The following is a 16,818-nucleotide window of genomic DNA, read 5'->3' on the forward strand; positions in this document are numbered from 1 at the left end:
GTGGTGGAACGGCAGACACGCTATCTTGAGGGGGTAGTGTCCCATGGACGTGCAGGTTCAAATCCTGTCTACCGCACCATAACTTACTCTTTGCCGATGTATATAGGTGAACTTAGAAGGTGTCATTTTGCATGCACTTTTCTGATAGATGATGCCACTTTATATTCAGATCATAAATCTGACTAGAGAGTGGTTTTTTCGTTATAAGTTGCTCGAGCCGTGAAAACAGATGCATCATTAGAGATGAGGAGCTGTAAACATGAAAATAAACTTAAACTTTACGAACAAGGGACAAGCAGCGATTAGCAAATTTAACAACGAGGAATTGCTTGAGATTTTCGCACGGTACAGCAATACCTTAATGAAAAAATACTCAATCGAAGTAACTGTACCAGCAGAAGGCAATGAAGCGATTATTGAAAGAGGCAAATTATCCGTATTTGTGGACAAAATCGAATGTGACGTTGAAACCTTCTTCAAAGAATTGGGAAGAGACGTTAAGGTGCCGCTTAAGAAAAGACTTACGCCTGAAGACAAGTTAGACAATGTATTTAAGGCTGAAACGATTGAATCGTAAGGCTAAAATTATATTTTAAAAAACTTGAGAAAAAATGCTTGAACTTCTGATGATAAGCTGATATAATCATTTTTGTTGTCTCAAGCATATTTGTTCTCTTAGTTCCAGACGGCCCGTTGGTCAAGTGGTTAAGACACCTCCCTTTCACGGAGGTAACAGGGGTTCGAGTCCCCTACGGGTCACCATTAATCCTCAAAGTGTACCAGCTCTATGGAGCTCGTTGCAATCACACGAGAGCCATTAGCTCAGTTGGTAGAGCACCTGACTTTTAATCAGGGTGTCGAAGGTTCGAGTCCTTCATGGCTCACCATTTTCTTGATCAAGAAGATGTGAGGGAAGGATCGTACAATTTACAATGTGCGGTAGTGGTGGAACGGCAGACACGCTATCTTGAGGGGGTAGTGTCCCATGGACGTGCAGGTTCAAATCCTGTCTACCGCACCAAAGTATATAAATCGTACGGCTCTAGTGATAGAGCCGTTTTTTTGTGTGCTCTAACCAAAAAAAGAGACCCTACTTATCGTCATATTGAAAAAATGGGAATACTAGAGGTTGGAATGGTTGATTATATAGTTAGACCGTTATATATTTAGCGAAGTGGGGGTGTACAAATGCCGGGGGTTCATAGTAATTTAAAAGAAATCATGAGAGCTAAAGATCCAAACCTATCGATTAGGCAGCTTGCCAAAGATATTGACTATCATTTTGATTCTGTTCGGAAAATGTATAAGGATGAGATGGTTCAGTATCCACGGGATCTGATATGGAGGTTATGCAAATATTTTGATGTCAGTCCTGGACAGTTTATTGTAGTCGTTCATGACGATAAAGATATAGATCCGGATAAATAAAAGGGAACCCTGTACATTTTGTATAGGGTTCCCTTTTCTAATTATATGATAATTATGCGGAAGCGACTATTTCTTCGGCTTGTGCCTGCGAGATTTTAACTAACATATCACCAGGATCGGACAAAACTTCGATACCTTCATGGAAGGAGAGGTCAGACACTAGTAAATGATCTCCTATTTTAAGGCCGCTAATATCTACCTCGAATGCGCTGAGCAGATTGTCTGGCATGCAGCGAACCTCTACTTCGTACATCTCGACTTGAAGCATTCCGCCTTCTTTGACACCTGCTGGTTCTCCGGAGAAGTGAATCGTTACTTTCGAATCTAAACTCACATTCATATTCAATTGATAGAAATCAACGTGAACAATTTTATTGCTCAGCGGATCTCTTTGTATATTTTGAATTAATACTGGCTTATTCCCTTTTTCCGGAATAGCTGCATTTAAAATGGCGCGCGGGTTGTGCTTTATGACTGATAATATTTCTTTCTCAGCGACGATAACAGAAATGCTGCCGACATCCTTGCCGTATACAATAGCTGGTACCTGTCCTTGCTTTCTTAATAGATTAATCTTAGATTTGCTTAAATCGACCCGTTCGTTTAACTGGATAGTATTGCTCATCATTTGTTGCCTCCTAATCGAATGGGGTACTGTCAAACCGACAATAAAAAAGACTGATTAGCAATAGAATGTCTAATCAGCCCGCTAACGACCATATTTTCTTGTCATATGTTAATTTTATCACAAGTTCTCTACTTGTCAAATCCGTACAAATCCGGCTCGATTGACAAGAAAATATGGTCGTGTTAAGGTTTAAACAGCAGATAGGAGCGGAATTGCAAGAAATGGCAGCAACTGAAAGCTGTTAAGCGGTAACACTGGGATAGCTAAAAACCAAAAGCATATCGTTTAATCTCGGAAATAAAGACATCTTTATTTCTTTTTTTTATTGTCATTTGTAAATATTTTTAAAATAAGGGAGAGATTTCATTGAAAAAAGTTTTAATCAAGCGGAATATAGCATTTTTGGGAACGAGCTTGCCTAGAGAATGCGGATTAGCTACTTTTTCTCAGGATCTGATGAATGAGATCGAACAAATTCAAGATTTTAATGCACCACGCATGATTGCGGTTAACAACAATAAGTCCTATGCGTACGGTAATCAGGTGATGGCTCAGATTGGACAGCACAGTCGTGCAGATTATAGCAAAATTGCAATGGATCTTAATCAATCCAACATAGATATATTAGTCATTCAGCATGAGTTCGGTATTTACGGAGGGGAAAGCGGAGAATACGTTTTGGATTTGGCAGCGAAGCTCAAAATCCCGTTTATCGTTATTTTTCATACCGTATTGTCCGAACCGAGCGAGAAGCAGCGTTTAATTATGAAGCAGCTGGCGGATTTAAGCTATAAGGTCATTACGATGGCCCATACCAAAATACAGGATTTGCATGAGGTTTATGGCATAACACTTGAAAAGATAGAGATGTTCCATCATGGGGTTCCGGTAGTTGCAACCGAATCTAGAAATGAGCTTAAAGAAAGGTTCGGGTATACAAATCGGCAAATCATTTCAACATTCGGTTTTTTAAGCCCTGGCAAAGGGATTGAATATGCGATAGAGGCCATGAGCGGCGTAGTGAAGAAGCACCCGGAAGCACTTTATATGATTCTCGGCAAAACGCATCCTGTTGTGAAACAAGAGGTTGGAGAAGTGTACAGACAGAAGCTGACAGACCTAGTGGAAAAGCTTGGCCTTCAGCGTCATGTTACGTTTGTTGATAAGCATCTGACGCAGGAGGAGGTTGTTCAATCTCTTGTATTGTCAGATATTTATATGACGCCTTATCTTGGCAAGGATCAAGCTGTAAGTGGAACACTAGCATTCGGAATTGGTTACGGCAGGGTGATTATCTCGACTCCGTATCGCTACGCTGTTGAGATGCTGGCTGACGGAAGAGGATTGCTCGGGGATTTCCACAACTCCGCATCATTAGAAAATCATATTGTAACGATATTGGACGATCCGAATCTAAAAGCGGAGAAGGAGAGCAAGACGCTCGCTTTAGGCAGTACAATGATGTGGAATGAAGTCGCCAAATCTTACGCGGTACTTTTCCGTGAAACGATGGCACATCATTATGTGTTAAAAGGGAGTGCGGTTTAATGGGAGTAAGTATGATCAAGCCGTTATCCACGAATTATTTAAGCTCATTAACAGATGATACAGGCATCTTCCAGCATACTAAATTCGGTATTCCCGACCGTTCCAAAGGTTATACCTCCGATGATAATGCAAGGGCCTTGATTGCGGCAGTTATGCTCAATAAGCGCATTAGAGATAAGGAATCCTTGAATCTTATAAATACGTATTTGGCCTTTATTCATCATGCACAAAATGAAGACGGCAGCTTTCGAAACTTTATGGACTACAACCGATTGTTCATAGAAAAAACAGGCTCTGAGGATTGTCTGGGGCGCTGTTTGTGGGCGCTCGGATTTACACTTTCGGAGCCCTCCGTCCCGCATAATGTGCAAAATACATGTAAATATATGATCAATCAGGCGCTGCCGCATGTACGGAGCTTGAGATCGCCAAGAGCGATGGCTTATGCAATTATCGGCTTAACTTCCATGATGCAGACCGAGAACGCGCTCCGTTATAAGTTCCCATACCCGAATATGGAAAGCGATGATCCAGCCTTTCTTCCAGAAGCTCAAATCGTTTCGTTAATTGAGGAATTAGCGATGAGACTGCATACACAGTATCAAAGCAATAAAGGAGAAAGCTGGCAATGGTTTGAGGATCGTATTACTTACGGCAATGCGATGCTGCCCTGGGCGCTTTTCAAAGCATCACATTTTTCGAATAAAGAAGCATTCAGACAAACTGCGAAAGAAAGCTTGGACTTCCTAGCCTCAATAACTTTTGCAAAAGAAGGTTATTTCAAACCAGTGGGCAGTCATGGCTGGCTTGATAGAGGCGGAGAAGCAGCGTTATATGACGAGCAGCCGATAGAAGCATGCGAGATGCTGTTAGCCTGCTTAGAGGCGTACAAGACGTTAGGGAAGGAAACCTATCGCGAGCAAGCTTCCTTATGCTATGAATGGTTTCATGGGCGAAACTCCCGTAAAGAATCATTAATAGATGCAGAGACCGGCGGCTGTTATGATGGCATACATGCAAGCGGCCTGAATTTAAATCAAGGCTCGGAAAACATTGTTTCATACTGCATGGCTCATGAGGTGATGCATAATGAATAAATTTGCTACGATTCTCGCAGGCGGAGGCGGAACACGTTTTTGGCCTTTATCCCGGCAGGAGCTGCCAAAGCAGCTGATCAATATAAGCGGCACTGACATTATGCTCAATGATACGATTGAACGCTTTAACGGCGTTATTCCGATGGAAAACACAATCGTAGTAACGAATCGAACCCAAGCGGTGCTGCTTGAGAGGATCATGCATAAGAGTGTTCAGCACGTTAACATTCTGGTAGAGCCTGTTGCCAAAAATACGGCGGCGAGCATACTCCTTGCAGCTTTATTTATTGAGAAAAACCATGGTGATTCTCTGATGGTCGTATTTCCATCCGATCATCATATTACCGAATCGGATAACTTTAAGAAAACATTGAATGATGCTTGCGTCGTGGCTATGGAGACAAACAAAATTGTTACGATTGGCATCAAGCCTACCTTTCCTTCAACTGGCTATGGCTATATTTCTTGCAAGAAGGATTCCTTTATGAAGGAGCCTTGTCCTGTTTATGAGGCAGCCGAATTTGTCGAAAAGCCTAATTTTGCGAAAGCACAATCTTATCTTCAGTCCGGTCATTATTTGTGGAACAGCGGTATGTTTATTTGGAAAACCTCCTGCATCATTGATAATTTCAAAAGGTTTCTTCCGAGGCTCTTCAAAACAATGCTTCCTTTAATTGCGTACATGGGCACGGAGCGCGAAGAAGAAATGATTAATGAGATTTATCCTTTGCTGCAAAACATTTCAATCGACTATGGTATTTTAGAGCGCAGTGACGAGGTTGTCGTTATTGAAGGCGATTTTGGATGGAATGATATTGGAAGCTGGGATGCGCTCGGCGCGATATTTCCTCCAGATGAGCATGGAAACATTGTCAAAGCGAACTACGTAGGCATCGACACACAGAACTCCATCATCTACGGCGATGACCGGCTCATCACTACAATTGGAATTGATGGTCTGATTATTGCGGATACCAAGGATGCGCTGCTGATATGTGCCAAGGACAAAGCGCAAGAGGTAAAGGAAATCGTTCGAATATTGAAGGATAAGGGAATGCACGAATACGCCTAAGAAAGGCTTACATTCAAATGAACCCCATGATGAAGCTCGAATGGATAACGAAAACATGCAAAGAGCTGCTGCTAGAATATGAGCCTGCTCAAAAACAAGGCACGAAGCTGCATTTTGCTGGCGTTGGGGACCGCGATGTTTACAATATTACTGCTCCATTCTTGAATGAGGGGGAGCTTTATATTGCCGGCCGTGTAGAAGATCGTCATTCGGAGGAATCCGAGATTATCTTTTTTACATGCAGAGATGGAATCTGGACACCGCAGCTGGATTTGCCTAAGTTTCAGCTGCAGGATCCGTTTATTACGAAAATTAACGGCGAGTGGGTGTTCGGCGGGGTCCATCTTTATTTTGACTCTGAAACATCGAGGTCGATTATAGGCTGGAAAACCGTGCTTTACCGAGGAAAAAATTTGCATGAGCTTGTACATGCTGCAACAGGCCCTTGGAACATGAAGGATATTCGCTTAACACAATTATCTGATGGGAAGATCGGTATTTTTTCGAGACCATTTGGGATTGAAGGCACGAGAGCTGTAATCGGCTTCAGCATTATTGATTCCTTTGAGGAGTTGTCCGAAACAGCTATTATTAACGCTCCATTGTTTCGTGATCAATTTCTAAAGGATGAATGGGGAGGGGCCAATGAAATTCATTTGCTCAAAAATGGGTATCTCGGCGTATTAGGCCACATCTCTTATACGGATGAGGAGTCCAATCTTCATTATCATGCGATGTCATTTGTTCTCAATCCTTGGACGAGAGAGAAGTCACCGGTCAAAATCATAGCAACAAGAAGCGACTTCCCTGAGGGTCCGGCTAAACGCCCGAATCTAGTTGATGTAATCTTCAGCGGTGGACTAGTCCGCAAGGCTAACAACCGAGCGGAGCTCTATGTGGGTGCTAGCGACACGGAGGCGCATTACATCGATATTGCAGACCCGTTCACGGAGTACGAAGCGATGAAGCAAGATGAAGCTGAAAGCTAAAGCTGGCTGCTAGGCTAAGGGCGAATGGTAACACGCGTGCCAATAGGCACTATTTTGGACAAGGCGAGTACATCATCGTTAAACATTCGGATGCAGCCGTGTGAGACAATATGTCCGATGGAAGAAGGATCGTTGGTGCCATGGATGCCATAATGCGGCTTCGAGAGTCCCATCCAAAAGGCGCCGAACGGTCCGCCGGGATTGGGCTGTTTATTAATAATCGTAAATTCACCTGTAGGCGTTTGAGTTACCATTTTGCCGATGCCAACGGGAAAAGCTTGAGTGACGACGTCGCCGTCCAGCAGATAGAGCTGACGATCGGAAAGATCGATGATAATACGGTAGTCGGGCATTGGGGACTCACTCCTTTTCTCCTATGTTATGTAGAGCGGCAGCGGTTTGCTTCAAGGATTTAGGCACGGCGTAAAATGAGAGCCCTAAGGATGTGTCCTAGGGCTCTTTGGTCATTTTATTTTATAGTAAATAACTCTAGCAATATTCTGCCTCGCCCTCGTTTTCCCTCACATTGTTTATGCGCTTGTTTTACATCTGCTAGAGAATAGACAGTGTTGATCTCTGTTTTGATCGTTCCATCTGCAAGGAGTTGAGCGAGCTGTTCAAGGTTAGCATGAGTAGGGAACTTTGTGTTGAATGTTGCTGTTACATTAAATTCCTTGGCTTTTTCTTTGGAGGGAAGCTGCGTTAGTGCGACCAATTTGCCGCCTTGTTTAATAACAGACCATGAACGATCTTCTGTAGTTCCGCCGACTGCATCAACGACAAGATCAACATCATGAACTACGCACTCAAAAGCTGTAGTCGTATAATCAATGACTTGGTCTGCACCAAGCGACTGAATATAGTCTATATTTCCTGTGGATGCCGTTCCGATGACAGTCGCGCCTCTCCATTTGGCCAACTGCACTGCGAAATGCCCCACACCGCCAGCAGCAGCATGGATAAGTACGGTCTGTCCTGCCCCTAGCTCTCCTTCTGAAAATAAAGCTTTCCAAGCGGTGTCAGCTCCGCCTCTAATGGTAGCAGCCTCTTTCAGCGAGAGTCTGTCTGGCATATGCACCAGCTCTTTTGGCTCAGCAATCGCATACTCTGCATAAGCTCCTTTTACCGAACCAAACACGCGGTCACCTGCTTTAAACTCGCTTACAGCGGAACCGACAGTGTCTATGACACCGGACATGATTGTGCCTGGAATATAGGGAAAGGTTTGCGGAAATCTGGCGTGCATCCAGCCATTTCGGATTTTGTAATCGACAGGAACAATTCCCGCATAATGAACACGTATGAGAACCTCATTATCTTTTGGAACAGGCACGGGGATGCTCTCAAGCTGCAGCACCTCTTCATTGCCATATTGATATACTCTTATTGCTTGCATCGTTTGATCCGACATAGGGAAACAGCTCCTTTAAATTTTTTTATATCGTTCAAATGCTCGGCTATTTGTATATGAGTTAAATGTACCTTGATGCTATTAAGGAAGCAAGCAGGCACTTTTTTCTGATCGAAACGATTCCTTAAGATTAGCTTGCTCAGCTTCTATGGTACAATAAAAGTAATAGATGAATGAACATCATGATTTTCTTAAAGAGGTGCAGTTTATGATCCTAGTAAGCTCTTGTTTAGCAGGGTATGAGGTAAGATATAATGCAACGCATAGTGTAAATGAAATCATTCAACAATTGGTGCAGCAAAAGAAAGCCGTTGCTGTATGTCCTGAATTGCTGGGCGGCTTCTCTACTCCAAGAGAGTCAGCCGAAATTGTTGGCGGCGACGGCGATGATGTGTTAAACGGTACAGCTAGAGTAGTAGAGAAATCGGGCAGGGACGTAACGGCGATGTATGTGGAAGGTGCACACATTACTCTCAAAAAAGCGAAGGAAGTAAATGCGGAAGTGATTGTACTTAAGGAATACAGCCCTTCTTGCGGCAGCGCGATGATTTATAATGGTGAGTTTAAAGGCAATAAGAGGACTGGAAATGGGGTCACGACTGCCCTGCTTAGAAGAAATGGCATAAGAGTGATATCCGAAGAGCAGCTTGGGGAATTTTTGGTGGAAATGAGTTTCTAGCAGAAATAAATTTAAGAAAATAATAGAATCATAAATAAAAAGAGCCTCCTAGGAGGCCCCGTCTTTCGTGTTTAGTGACCTGATGCTTCGTGGTCGTTGGATAGCTTAAGTACGTCAAATACTTTGAACAATAGACTAAGTATAATAGCTACTACGGTTGCAAGCGCCATCCCAGTAAGCGAGAAGTCTCCGATTGTAAGCTTTACACCGCTAAGTCCAGTCACAAGAACGACGGTTGTCAAAAACAGGTTGGTCGGTTTGCTGTAATCCACTTTGGACTCAACGAGCATCCGGAAGCCGGAAGCAGCGATAACACCGAACAGCAGCAAGGACACACCGCCCATAACTGGCGTTGGAATACCGGAAATAAGTGCAGAGAATTTACCAGAGAAGGAAAGGACGATCGCAATGACAGCCGCGCCGCCAATGACAAAGGTGGAGTAAACCTTTGTGATCGCTAGAACACCAATATTTTCACCGTAGGTCGTGTTCGGCGTAGAGCCTACAAAACCCGATAGAATGGTGGAAATACCGTTGCCCAGCATGGAGCGGTGCAGACCTGGGTCCTTCGATAGATCTTTGTCTACGATATTGCCCGTAACAACCAAATGCCCAATATGCTCGGCAATGACGACAAGCGACGCAGGTGCAATCGCAATAATCGCCGACCAGTGGAACTCAGGGAAAGTGAAATGCGGCAATTGAACAAAGCTATTCTCAGCGAGCTTGCTGAAATCAGTGAAGCCCATGAAATGAGCGAGTACATAACCTGTAGTAATACCGATCAGAATCGGAATAATGCGCATGAATCCGCGGAATAAGACGGAACCTAGCACCGTAACGGCAAGGGTGACGGTAGATAAGATTACGATTTTTGGATCCGGGCTCCATACGACGGCAGGATCGGCATCAGTCGGAATAATCCAGCCTGCCATCCGAGCAGCAACTGGAATGAGCTCTAAACCGATAATCGCGACGATTGCCCCCATCGCTGCTGGAGGAAATACAACATTAATCCAGCCGGTGCCTGCTGCTTGAATGATGAGAGCGACAATCGTAAAGATAACGCCTGAAATAATAAATCCGCCTAATGCAGCGGCATAACTGCCTCCGCCCACTTGATCGCCGATTACGGCGCCTGCTGGTGCGAGGAATGCAAAGCTGGAACCGAGATATGCTGGAATCTTATTGTTGCATATCCAGAGATAAAGAAGTGTTCCGATTCCGTTCATAAGCAAACAAATTGCCGGATCAACACCGAGTATATTCGGTACGAGCACGGTAGAGCCGAACATAGCAAACAAATGCTGCAAGCTTAGCAGTGCGCTTTGCAGGGCAGGTGGTCTTTCATGAACCCCAATTGCTTTTTTCATGAGAATAAGCTCCTTCAATATAATAGGTTGTCTATTTTTGACCCTTGTTGATTCTACATAGTGAAGCGGGGTTTGACAAGTGTTTTCTTATCATACGCTGGTCATATACGAATACATTAATGAAGAAGGGGAGGTGAAAGGATGGAATTGTGGGTGATATATCTTATTCTCGCTGGCATACTGATCGTCGTGGAAATGCTGACGCTTACATTTTATTTGCTTTGGCTTGCGATTGGTGCCATAGTCGCTGCTGTCATTGATTGGTTTTGGCCGGGCTCATTTGTCGTGGAGCTGGTGGCTGGATGTATCATTGTCCTTATCTTGACTATCTTCACTGGGCCAATTACTCGTCGTTTCCATTCCTCAAAAGGTTTTAAGGATGCCGTGGACGAGCTCGTCGGCAAACAAGGAATTGTGCTTGAGGATATTGCGGCAGATGTACCCGGTATCGTCAAGGTGGGAAATGAAACGTGGAGTGCAGCTTCGAATGAACGGTTATTGAAGGGTGATACAGTTAGGGTTGTCAGTCGCGGCAGTGCAGTGCTTCAAGTTGAGAAATGGGGAGGCTAACTAGATATGGGTTATATTATTGCTATTATTTTATTGGTTATCGTTGTCGTTTTTGTATCATTATCGATCAAAATCGTACCGCAGCAAAGGATAGGCGTTGTCGAGCGTCTAGGAAAGTTTAATCGGCTGCTTACGCCGGGGGTTAATATTCTAATTCCGATTATTGATCATGTACGAACGTATCATGATTTGCGTATTCAGCAGGCAAACGTTCCGCCGCAAACGGTCATAACGAAGGATAACGTACAGGTCAAAATCGATACGATTATTTTTTATCAAGTGACCGGCCCAGAACAGGCTACATATGGCATATCTGATTATGTATATGGGGTGCGAAATATTAGCACAGCTACGATGAGGCAAATTATTGGTAAAATGGAGCTTGATGAAACATTATCAGGCCGCGAGAAAATATCGACCGACATTCGGATCGCGCTGGATGAAGCGACAGAGAAGTGGGGCGTGCGCATCGAGCGCGTAGAGGTTATTGATATTCAGCCGCCAGCGGATATCCAAGATGCAATGGATAAGCAAATGAAGGCGGAGCGAAGCAAACGAGCAATGGTGCTTGATGCAGAGGCAGCGAAGCAGGATATGATCTTGCGGGCAGAGGGTGACAAGCAAAGTAAAATACTGAAGGCTGAAGGCGATAAGGAAGCCAGAATCCGTCAAGCGGAGGGTCAGCGCCATGCGCAGGAGCTGGAAGCGCTTGGCGAAGCGAAGGCCATTCAATCCATCGCTGAAGCTGAGAAAAATCGAATTGAGCTTATACGCTCTGCGGGTCTAGATGAGAATGTGCTGACGTACCGCTCACTCGAGGCGTTATCCGATATCGCTCAGGGAGCTGCGAATAAAGTTTTCATTCCAACACGGGCAGTCGATACACTTGGCAGCATTGGAGCCATTGGGGAAATGCTTAAAGCGAGCAAATAAATATAGTGATTGCAAAAAATGTCTCAGGAGCAGTGTATTCTGCTTTTGGGATATTTTTTTTGCCATCCGTTATTATATTTTTCTAAAGTCAGTGGGTTTGCAGTACGAATCATAACATTCTTGGATAGTTCAACATGAGATTCCCCCTTAAACTTAAAAAGAAAGCGCTTTATATTAAACGCGTAAGAGGAGGAAATAATGTTGAGTAGATTTAAATTCAAGAAAGGTTGGTCCATTATTTTTGCATTGCTTGTGTTATTCCAAACGGCGGTCGGTGCGAATACGACAGTTGCTGAGGCGCAGACGCCGGTTGCTGCTGTAAACAGCCAATCCTATGAGGCTGAGGCAGCCATTAATCAGCTTAGCGGTAAAGCAGAGGTTAAGGACTGCGAGCTTGCGGTGGGCTGCTCAGGCAATAAGCTGGTAGGCAGTCTGTGGGGCGGTTCTGCTTTACAGTTCAACGCTGTGAATGTGGATACTAAAGGGATCTATACGATGACGGTGCATTACATATCGGGCGATCCGAGATCGTTAGCCGTCAGTGTGAACGGCGGGGGAACCGATCATTATGATTTGCCGAAAACGGCAGATTGGAGCACGCGAGGAACTTACGAGATCCAGCTGGAGCTTCGTCAAGGCGAGAACGTCATTCGTTTCGATGATGAGGGCGGATACGCGCCGGATATCGACAAGATCGAGCTGAAATTGCTGAATGCTGGTCCGGGCACAGATCCGAATGAACCGCCTGCTGGAAGCGGACAAGTGTATGAAGCGGAAGGACCGGACAATAAGCTAGCCGGCAATTCTGCTGTAAAATCCTGCAAAGCGGAAACGGAATGCTCCGGTGGAAAAAAGGTAGGCGACATTTGGGGCGGATCAACGCTGCTTTTCCAAAAGGTTGCTGCAAAAGCAGAGGGGATCTATACCTTAAAGGTGAGCTATATTTCCGGCGATCCTCGTTCATTTTCCATTCGTGTGAACAATAACGAGAAAGAGACCTATTCCCCGCCTGCGACTGCGAACTGGGATACGGTTGGCGTGTTCAGTATTGAGGTACAGCTGCAAGCGGGCAGCAATACCATTTTATTTGATGATGACGGCGGATGGTCGCCGGATATTGATAAAATCGAGATCATCAGCTCGCAGGCACCGGGTGAAAATCCGGGTGATGTGGATGGGATCGGCAATATTGGCAAGCAAATCGATTCCAGCAAATTTGGCTCGATTAAAGTGGAGCAGCATAAGTCAGGTGTCACTTTATCAAACGGTGTCTACAAAATCATTTATAACACAGAGTCTGGACTTTCAGCGTTCGAATGGAACAACAAGACGATCGCCAAAGGGTTGTACAGCAGTATCCAATTGGACAAGCAGCTCGACAGCAAAAACTACGCTGAGCATTTGTTCTCTATGAAAAAAATCGAGAAAATAAATGACGGTCATGGCAAAGGCATTCGGGTAACGATTGAGAATCGTGAGTCCGGTCTGCCGACGATGAAGCAAATTTATCAAATCTATGAGCGCTTGCCTTATTTTCTAATTAGTCAACAAGTAACGGGTAAAGACATACTCAGCACGAATGATATGGCTCCTCTTGTCCTTAATGCCAAGGGTGGAATCGATATTGGAAGCTACTCGGATAATAGGGTGCTGGTCGCTCCGTTCGATAATGACGCGTGGTCTAGATACCAAGCGCGGACGATAAATACAAGTCTAAACAACAATAATTATGTCAGCTCAGAATTGACAGCTATTTATGATAATACTAGCCGAAATGGATTGGTTATTGGTTCAGTCACACATGATAAATGGAAAACAGGAATCTATTGGAGCGGTTCTGATAATCGTTTAAACAAGCTTAAGGTATACGGCGGTTTCTCTTCCCCTACCTCGACGCATGATACGATTCCACATGGAAAGGTAACGGGAACGACGATTACTTCACCGCAAATTCTCGTTGGCTACTATTCCGACTACCGCCAGGGCCTTGAGAGCTTCGGTCAAGCGAACGCTGCAGTTGCTCCGCCGCTTGCATTTAAGCACGGCGTGCCAAAGGGGGTGCCTGTGGGCTGGAACAGCTGGGGCGCATACGAAAGTGATTTAAGCTACGATAAAGTAGTCGCTGTGTCTGATTTCTTCAAGAAAAATTTGCAGAAAAATTCCTTCTCGAACAAAGGCAATGTTTATATTAATTTGGACTCCTATTGGGATAATCTGTCCGAGGAGCAGTTGAAGCAAGCAGTCAAGGTTATTAACAAAAACGGGCAAAAAGCCGGTATTTATTATGGCCCTTTTGTTTATTGGGGCGACAACATGAGTCAGGTCGTAGAGGGTACAGACGGGAAATACACGTATGGAGATATTATTTTGCGGGATCAAAGCGGAAACCCGCTGCCGAAAGTAGACGGCGCCTACGCGATCGATCCGACTCATCCGGGCTCTAAGCAGCGGATCGAATATTATTTCAAACGCTTTCTTGATTACGGATATGAGTATATTAAAATCGATTTCCTAAGCCATGGCTCCTTCGAGGGCAAACATTATGACCCTAATGTTCAAACGGGCATTCAGGCTTACAATCAAGGCATGGCTCATATCAATAAGGTGCTTGGCGGAAAAATGTTCATCAGCGCCTCTATTGCTCCTTTATTTCCGAGTCAATACGCCCACGCAAGACGGATCTCATGTGATATTGACGGCTCACTGAGCCGCACGGAATATCAGCTGAACAACCTTACCTATGGCTGGTGGCAGAACGGAACGATCTATCCGTATACCGATCCAGATTATATGACGCTTGTGAAGGGCGGTTCGTTTGATGCTGCGCAGTCTCGGGTCAATTCAGCGGCTATTTCCGGTACTGTATTTCTAAGCTCAGACGATGTCAGCAATCCGGCAGCACAAGAATTGATGAAGAAGCTGCTCACTAACAAGCAAGTTAATGAGGTGGCACTTAAAGGTCAGGCGTTCAAGCCAGTAGAGGGCAACACAGGTACAGGGGCTGCGGATACATTCATCATGCAAGAAGGGAAAGATTATTATCTTGCTGTATTTAACTATACGAATACCCCTGTGTCGAAGACGGTAGATTTTGCGCGTGTTGGCATTCCATCGTCCTCCAAAGTAAAAGTTACGGACTTATGGACGAATGCATTCAGTCAGGCATCAGGTCAATTAAAGGTGGACTTGAATGGCGCGCAATCGAAGCTTTACAAAATTACCGTAAAATAAACCAGCAGCAAAAATCATGACTAAGCAGCTATGACTGTGAAACCGAAAAATCCCTCAAGCAATAGTGCTTGAGGGATTTTTATTGTCTAGCATTTTAACGTCCAGGAATTCTTATCGTGACCGTCGTGCCAATTCCGAGCCTGCTGTAAATAGAGACGCCATATGATTCGCCGTACAAAAGTTTAATTCGATTGTCGACGTTGCGAATGCCATAACCAGACAAGTTGTCGCTGCTAACCGGCAGCTCTTCTCCGCTATGGCCGCGCATATGCATGCCCATGCCGTCATCGATGACTTTGAGAATGATATCATGGCCGTCGCGATATGCTTTTATCATAATGTTAATTCCGAGCGTGTCGTCCCAAATGGCATGGTTCATTGCGTTTTCAACGAATGGCTGCAGCGTTAGCTTTACGATGGGGCAGGGCAGCACAGATTCTTCGATTTGATAGTGCACGCGAATGAGTTCGCCGAATCTCACCTGCTGGATGGCAACGTAGTAGCGGGTAAGCTGAATTTCTTCATGGATTGAAAGCTTATTTTTCCCTTTGTTGAGCGAGATCCGGTAAAACTTTGCCAGATCCGTAACCATTTTGTTCATTCGCTGATCAGAATTTCGAATGGCAAGCGACGATATGGAGGCGAGTGTATTGTACAAAAAATGCGGATTAATTTGCGCTTGCAGCACATTCATCTCGGCTTCTCGCTTATCGATTTCTTTCTTGTATACGTCGGAAATTAAATTGCTGAGCCGCTGCGCCATCTTCCGCAGCACATTTCCGATTTGGCCAATTTCATCGCGTCCAAGCGGCCTCATATCGAAGAGATCGAACTCCTCTCTTTCGATGCGCCGGATCATGCCGACTAAATAATCGACGCGTTTCGTAAATTGTCTGGCTGTGGCGTAGATGAACAGCGTCATAAGCCCAAAGCTGATTAACGCAATAATTAAAATCCGCTTAGCTGTTTTATTCGCCTTGGTAAGGAAGCTGCTGTAAGGGACGAGCGAGATGCTTTTCCAACCGAATTTGGTCGTATTATAGACGACAAGCATTTTCTCTCCATTAAAGCTGCTGTCGAATCTTCCTTCTCTGGCGCTCGGAAATTTCTCTTTCACAAATTGATTCAGCGGACGATTTAACATGTTTTTGTCCTTAGCGGACATAATAAGGCCGCTATCATTAACGATTAATATCGTTTTCTCTGAAGTCTCTTTCTCCATTAAACGGAAAATATCCGATTCCAAAATGTTGATGGTCAAAATTCCATAGGCATTGTCTAGATTGCTAATATTAAGCATGCGTGTCAGCGTAAACATGGAAGGCTGGTCAACAACAGGAGGCGTTGCTACAAACCGAACATTTCCGTAGCTGTTAAGCAATGAGCGGTACGTAGTCGACCTTTTGAACGCATCATCCATTCGTTTAATGTAAATGCCGTCAGCTGGCAGCGAATCGTTATTAATATAAATAGACATGGAATGAATATCTGGATTTGTAGTCAGCATATTCGAAAAGGTGTTATTAATGTATTGATAGGCATCAACAAAAAGAGAGGGCTCCTCTGTATAGTTATTCGTTAAGTAAGCGCGCAGCGAATTGTTTAAATAAAGATTTGCTGAAAGCTTTGTGTACGTATCCAGCTTATTTTCTAAATTTGAATTGATTTGAGCAACAGACGCAACGGAGTTCGTGTACATTTGGTCAGAAAGCTCGCTCTTAATCGTCTGATAAGAATATAAAACAAAAAATACTAAAGGAATAATGGCCCCGAGTAAAAACATGACAAACAGCTTTTCTCTTAGCCGCAAATTGTTAAAAGGCCTCGTCAGCCAGCCTGTTACCTTTTTCATGCGCTCT

15 protein-coding genes and 3 tRNA genes are annotated in these 16,818 nt (G+C 44.3%); 13 read left to right on the plus strand and 5 right to left on the minus strand.

Annotated elements, in window-relative coordinates; genetic code table 11:
• Positions 1 to 259: 259 nt before the first annotated feature.
• The 5 genes from BK120_RS10335 (at position 260) to BK120_RS10355 (ending at position 1,428) form a co-directional block, all read left to right on the plus strand.
• Complete coding sequence (locus tag BK120_RS10335) at positions 260 to 577, plus strand: hypothetical protein (protein WP_076267429.1); 318 nt, start codon at positions 260 to 262, stop codon at positions 575 to 577.
• A gap of 110 nt (positions 578 to 687) precedes the next feature.
• Positions 688 to 762: transfer RNA gene (locus BK120_RS10340), tRNA-Glu, on the plus strand.
• A 49-nt stretch (positions 763 to 811) separates the two neighbouring features.
• Positions 812 to 887: transfer RNA gene (locus tag BK120_RS10345), tRNA-Lys, on the plus strand.
• Between the two features lie 49 nt (positions 888 to 936).
• A tRNA-Leu gene (locus BK120_RS10350) sits at positions 937 to 1,021 on the plus strand.
• A 167-nt stretch (positions 1,022 to 1,188) separates the two neighbouring features.
• Positions 1,189 to 1,428: a helix-turn-helix domain-containing protein gene (locus BK120_RS10355; RefSeq protein ID WP_076267430.1), complete on the plus strand. Its 240-nt coding sequence runs from the start codon at positions 1,189 to 1,191 to the stop codon at positions 1,426 to 1,428.
• 52 nt (positions 1,429 to 1,480) lie between these two features.
• Here BK120_RS10355 and BK120_RS10360 read toward each other — a convergent pair whose 3' ends face one another.
• Positions 1,481 to 2,056 (minus strand): 50S ribosomal protein L25, encoded by a 576-nt coding sequence (locus BK120_RS10360; RefSeq protein ID WP_083681848.1) that lies wholly within the window; start codon positions 2,054 to 2,056, stop codon positions 1,481 to 1,483.
• Between the two features lie 366 nt (positions 2,057 to 2,422).
• On the opposite strand from BK120_RS10360, the gene BK120_RS10365 reads away from it, so the two are divergent.
• Genes BK120_RS10365 through BK120_RS10380 form a run of 4 tightly spaced genes read left to right on the plus strand, consistent with a single transcriptional unit; the run spans position 2,423 to position 6,762 of the window.
• Positions 2,423 to 3,604 (plus strand): glycosyltransferase family 4 protein, encoded by a 1,182-nt coding sequence (locus BK120_RS10365; RefSeq protein WP_256710845.1) that lies wholly within the window; start codon positions 2,423 to 2,425, stop codon positions 3,602 to 3,604.
• Positions 3,604 to 4,701 (plus strand): glycosyltransferase, encoded by a 1,098-nt coding sequence (locus tag BK120_RS10370; RefSeq protein ID WP_218639586.1) that lies wholly within the window; start codon positions 3,604 to 3,606, stop codon positions 4,699 to 4,701. The genes BK120_RS10365 and BK120_RS10370 overlap by 1 nt, the downstream gene beginning before the upstream one ends.
• Positions 4,694 to 5,773 (plus strand): mannose-1-phosphate guanylyltransferase, encoded by a 1,080-nt coding sequence (locus BK120_RS10375; protein WP_076267433.1) that lies wholly within the window; start codon positions 4,694 to 4,696, stop codon positions 5,771 to 5,773. The genes BK120_RS10370 and BK120_RS10375 overlap by 8 nt, the downstream gene beginning before the upstream one ends.
• Positions 5,774 to 5,799: 26 nt before the next feature.
• Positions 5,800 to 6,762, plus strand: a complete 963-nt coding sequence (locus tag BK120_RS10380) for a DUF1861 family protein (protein WP_076267735.1) — start codon at positions 5,800 to 5,802, stop codon at positions 6,760 to 6,762.
• 14 nt (positions 6,763 to 6,776) lie between these two features.
• Here the strand turns inward: BK120_RS10380 and BK120_RS10385 are convergent, their stop codons facing one another.
• Entirely contained in the window at positions 6,777 to 7,115 is a 339-nt protein-coding gene (locus tag BK120_RS10385; protein WP_076267434.1) for a L,D-transpeptidase, read from the minus strand.
• Between the two features lie 116 nt (positions 7,116 to 7,231).
• Positions 7,232 to 8,173 carry an NADP-dependent oxidoreductase gene (locus tag BK120_RS10390; RefSeq protein ID WP_083681850.1) on the minus strand — a complete coding sequence of 314 codons (942 nt, stop codon included), beginning with the start codon at positions 8,171 to 8,173 and terminating at the stop codon, positions 7,232 to 7,234.
• 208 nt (positions 8,174 to 8,381) lie between these two features.
• Between BK120_RS10390 and BK120_RS10395 the strand changes: the two genes are divergently transcribed.
• Complete coding sequence (locus tag BK120_RS10395; protein ID WP_076267435.1) at positions 8,382 to 8,852, plus strand: 2-thiouracil desulfurase family protein; 471 nt, start codon at positions 8,382 to 8,384, stop codon at positions 8,850 to 8,852.
• Positions 8,853 to 8,923: 71 nt separating this feature from the next.
• Here BK120_RS10395 and uraA read toward each other — a convergent pair whose 3' ends face one another.
• The gene (uraA, locus tag BK120_RS10400; RefSeq protein ID WP_076267436.1) at positions 8,924 to 10,225 is read right to left on the minus strand and encodes a uracil permease; all 1,302 of its coding nucleotides are present in this window, start codon (positions 10,223 to 10,225) and stop codon (positions 8,924 to 8,926) included.
• 141 nt (positions 10,226 to 10,366) lie between these two features.
• Between uraA and BK120_RS10405 the strand changes: the two genes are divergently transcribed.
• The 3 genes from BK120_RS10405 to BK120_RS10415 all read left to right on the plus strand — a co-directional run bounded on the left by BK120_RS10405 (position 10,367) and on the right by BK120_RS10415 (position 14,959).
• Complete coding sequence (locus BK120_RS10405; protein ID WP_076267437.1) at positions 10,367 to 10,795, plus strand: NfeD family protein; 429 nt, start codon at positions 10,367 to 10,369, stop codon at positions 10,793 to 10,795.
• 6 nt (positions 10,796 to 10,801) lie between these two features.
• On the plus strand, positions 10,802 to 11,728 hold the full coding sequence (locus BK120_RS10410; RefSeq protein ID WP_076267438.1) for an SPFH domain-containing protein: 927 nt from the start codon (positions 10,802 to 10,804) through the stop codon (positions 11,726 to 11,728).
• Between the two features lie 198 nt (positions 11,729 to 11,926).
• Entirely contained in the window at positions 11,927 to 14,959 is a 3,033-nt protein-coding gene (locus BK120_RS10415) for a carbohydrate-binding protein (protein ID WP_076267439.1), read from the plus strand.
• Positions 14,960 to 15,053: 94 nt separating this feature from the next.
• Here BK120_RS10415 and BK120_RS10420 read toward each other — a convergent pair whose 3' ends face one another.
• Complete coding sequence (locus BK120_RS10420) at positions 15,054 to 16,811, minus strand: sensor histidine kinase (RefSeq protein WP_076267440.1); 1,758 nt, start codon at positions 16,809 to 16,811, stop codon at positions 15,054 to 15,056.
• Positions 16,812 to 16,818: the final 7 nt, after the last annotated feature.

Origin of the sequence: Paenibacillus sp. FSL A5-0031, assembly GCF_001956295.1 — a bacterium.
Classification (GTDB): domain Bacteria; phylum Bacillota; class Bacilli; order Paenibacillales; family Paenibacillaceae; genus Pristimantibacillus.

What these genes read in the sequence shown, in the direction of transcription:
- BK120_RS10380 (WP_076267735.1), top strand. Translation starts at nt 5,800, where the DNA reads ATGATGAAGCTCGAATGGATAACGAAAACATGCAAAGAGCTGCTGCTA.
- BK120_RS10405 (WP_076267437.1), top strand. Translation starts at nt 10,367, where the DNA reads ATGGAATTGTGGGTGATATATCTTATTCTCGCTGGCATACTGATCGTC.
- BK120_RS10375 (WP_076267433.1), top strand. Translation starts at nt 4,694, where the DNA reads ATGAATAAATTTGCTACGATTCTCGCAGGCGGAGGCGGAACACGTTTT.
- BK120_RS10385 (WP_076267434.1), bottom strand. Translation starts at nt 7,115, where the DNA reads ATGCCCGACTACCGTATTATCATCGATCTTTCCGATCGTCAGCTCTAT.
- BK120_RS10390 (WP_083681850.1), bottom strand. Translation starts at nt 8,173, where the DNA reads ATGTCGGATCAAACGATGCAAGCAATAAGAGTATATCAATATGGCAAT.
- BK120_RS10360 (WP_083681848.1), bottom strand. Translation starts at nt 2,056, where the DNA reads ATGATGAGCAATACTATCCAGTTAAACGAACGGGTCGATTTAAGCAAA.
- BK120_RS10410 (WP_076267438.1), top strand. Translation starts at nt 10,802, where the DNA reads ATGGGTTATATTATTGCTATTATTTTATTGGTTATCGTTGTCGTTTTT.
- BK120_RS10415 (WP_076267439.1), top strand. Translation starts at nt 11,927, where the DNA reads ATGTTGAGTAGATTTAAATTCAAGAAAGGTTGGTCCATTATTTTTGCA.
- BK120_RS10395 (WP_076267435.1), top strand. Translation starts at nt 8,382, where the DNA reads ATGATCCTAGTAAGCTCTTGTTTAGCAGGGTATGAGGTAAGATATAAT.
- uraA (WP_076267436.1), bottom strand. Translation starts at nt 10,225, where the DNA reads ATGAAAAAAGCAATTGGGGTTCATGAAAGACCACCTGCCCTGCAAAGC.
- BK120_RS10370 (WP_218639586.1), top strand. Translation starts at nt 3,604, where the DNA reads ATGGGAGTAAGTATGATCAAGCCGTTATCCACGAATTATTTAAGCTCA.
- BK120_RS10355 (WP_076267430.1), top strand. Translation starts at nt 1,189, where the DNA reads ATGCCGGGGGTTCATAGTAATTTAAAAGAAATCATGAGAGCTAAAGAT.
- BK120_RS10335 (WP_076267429.1), top strand. Translation starts at nt 260, where the DNA reads ATGAAAATAAACTTAAACTTTACGAACAAGGGACAAGCAGCGATTAGC.
- BK120_RS10420 (WP_076267440.1), bottom strand. Translation starts at nt 16,811, where the DNA reads ATGAAAAAGGTAACAGGCTGGCTGACGAGGCCTTTTAACAATTTGCGG.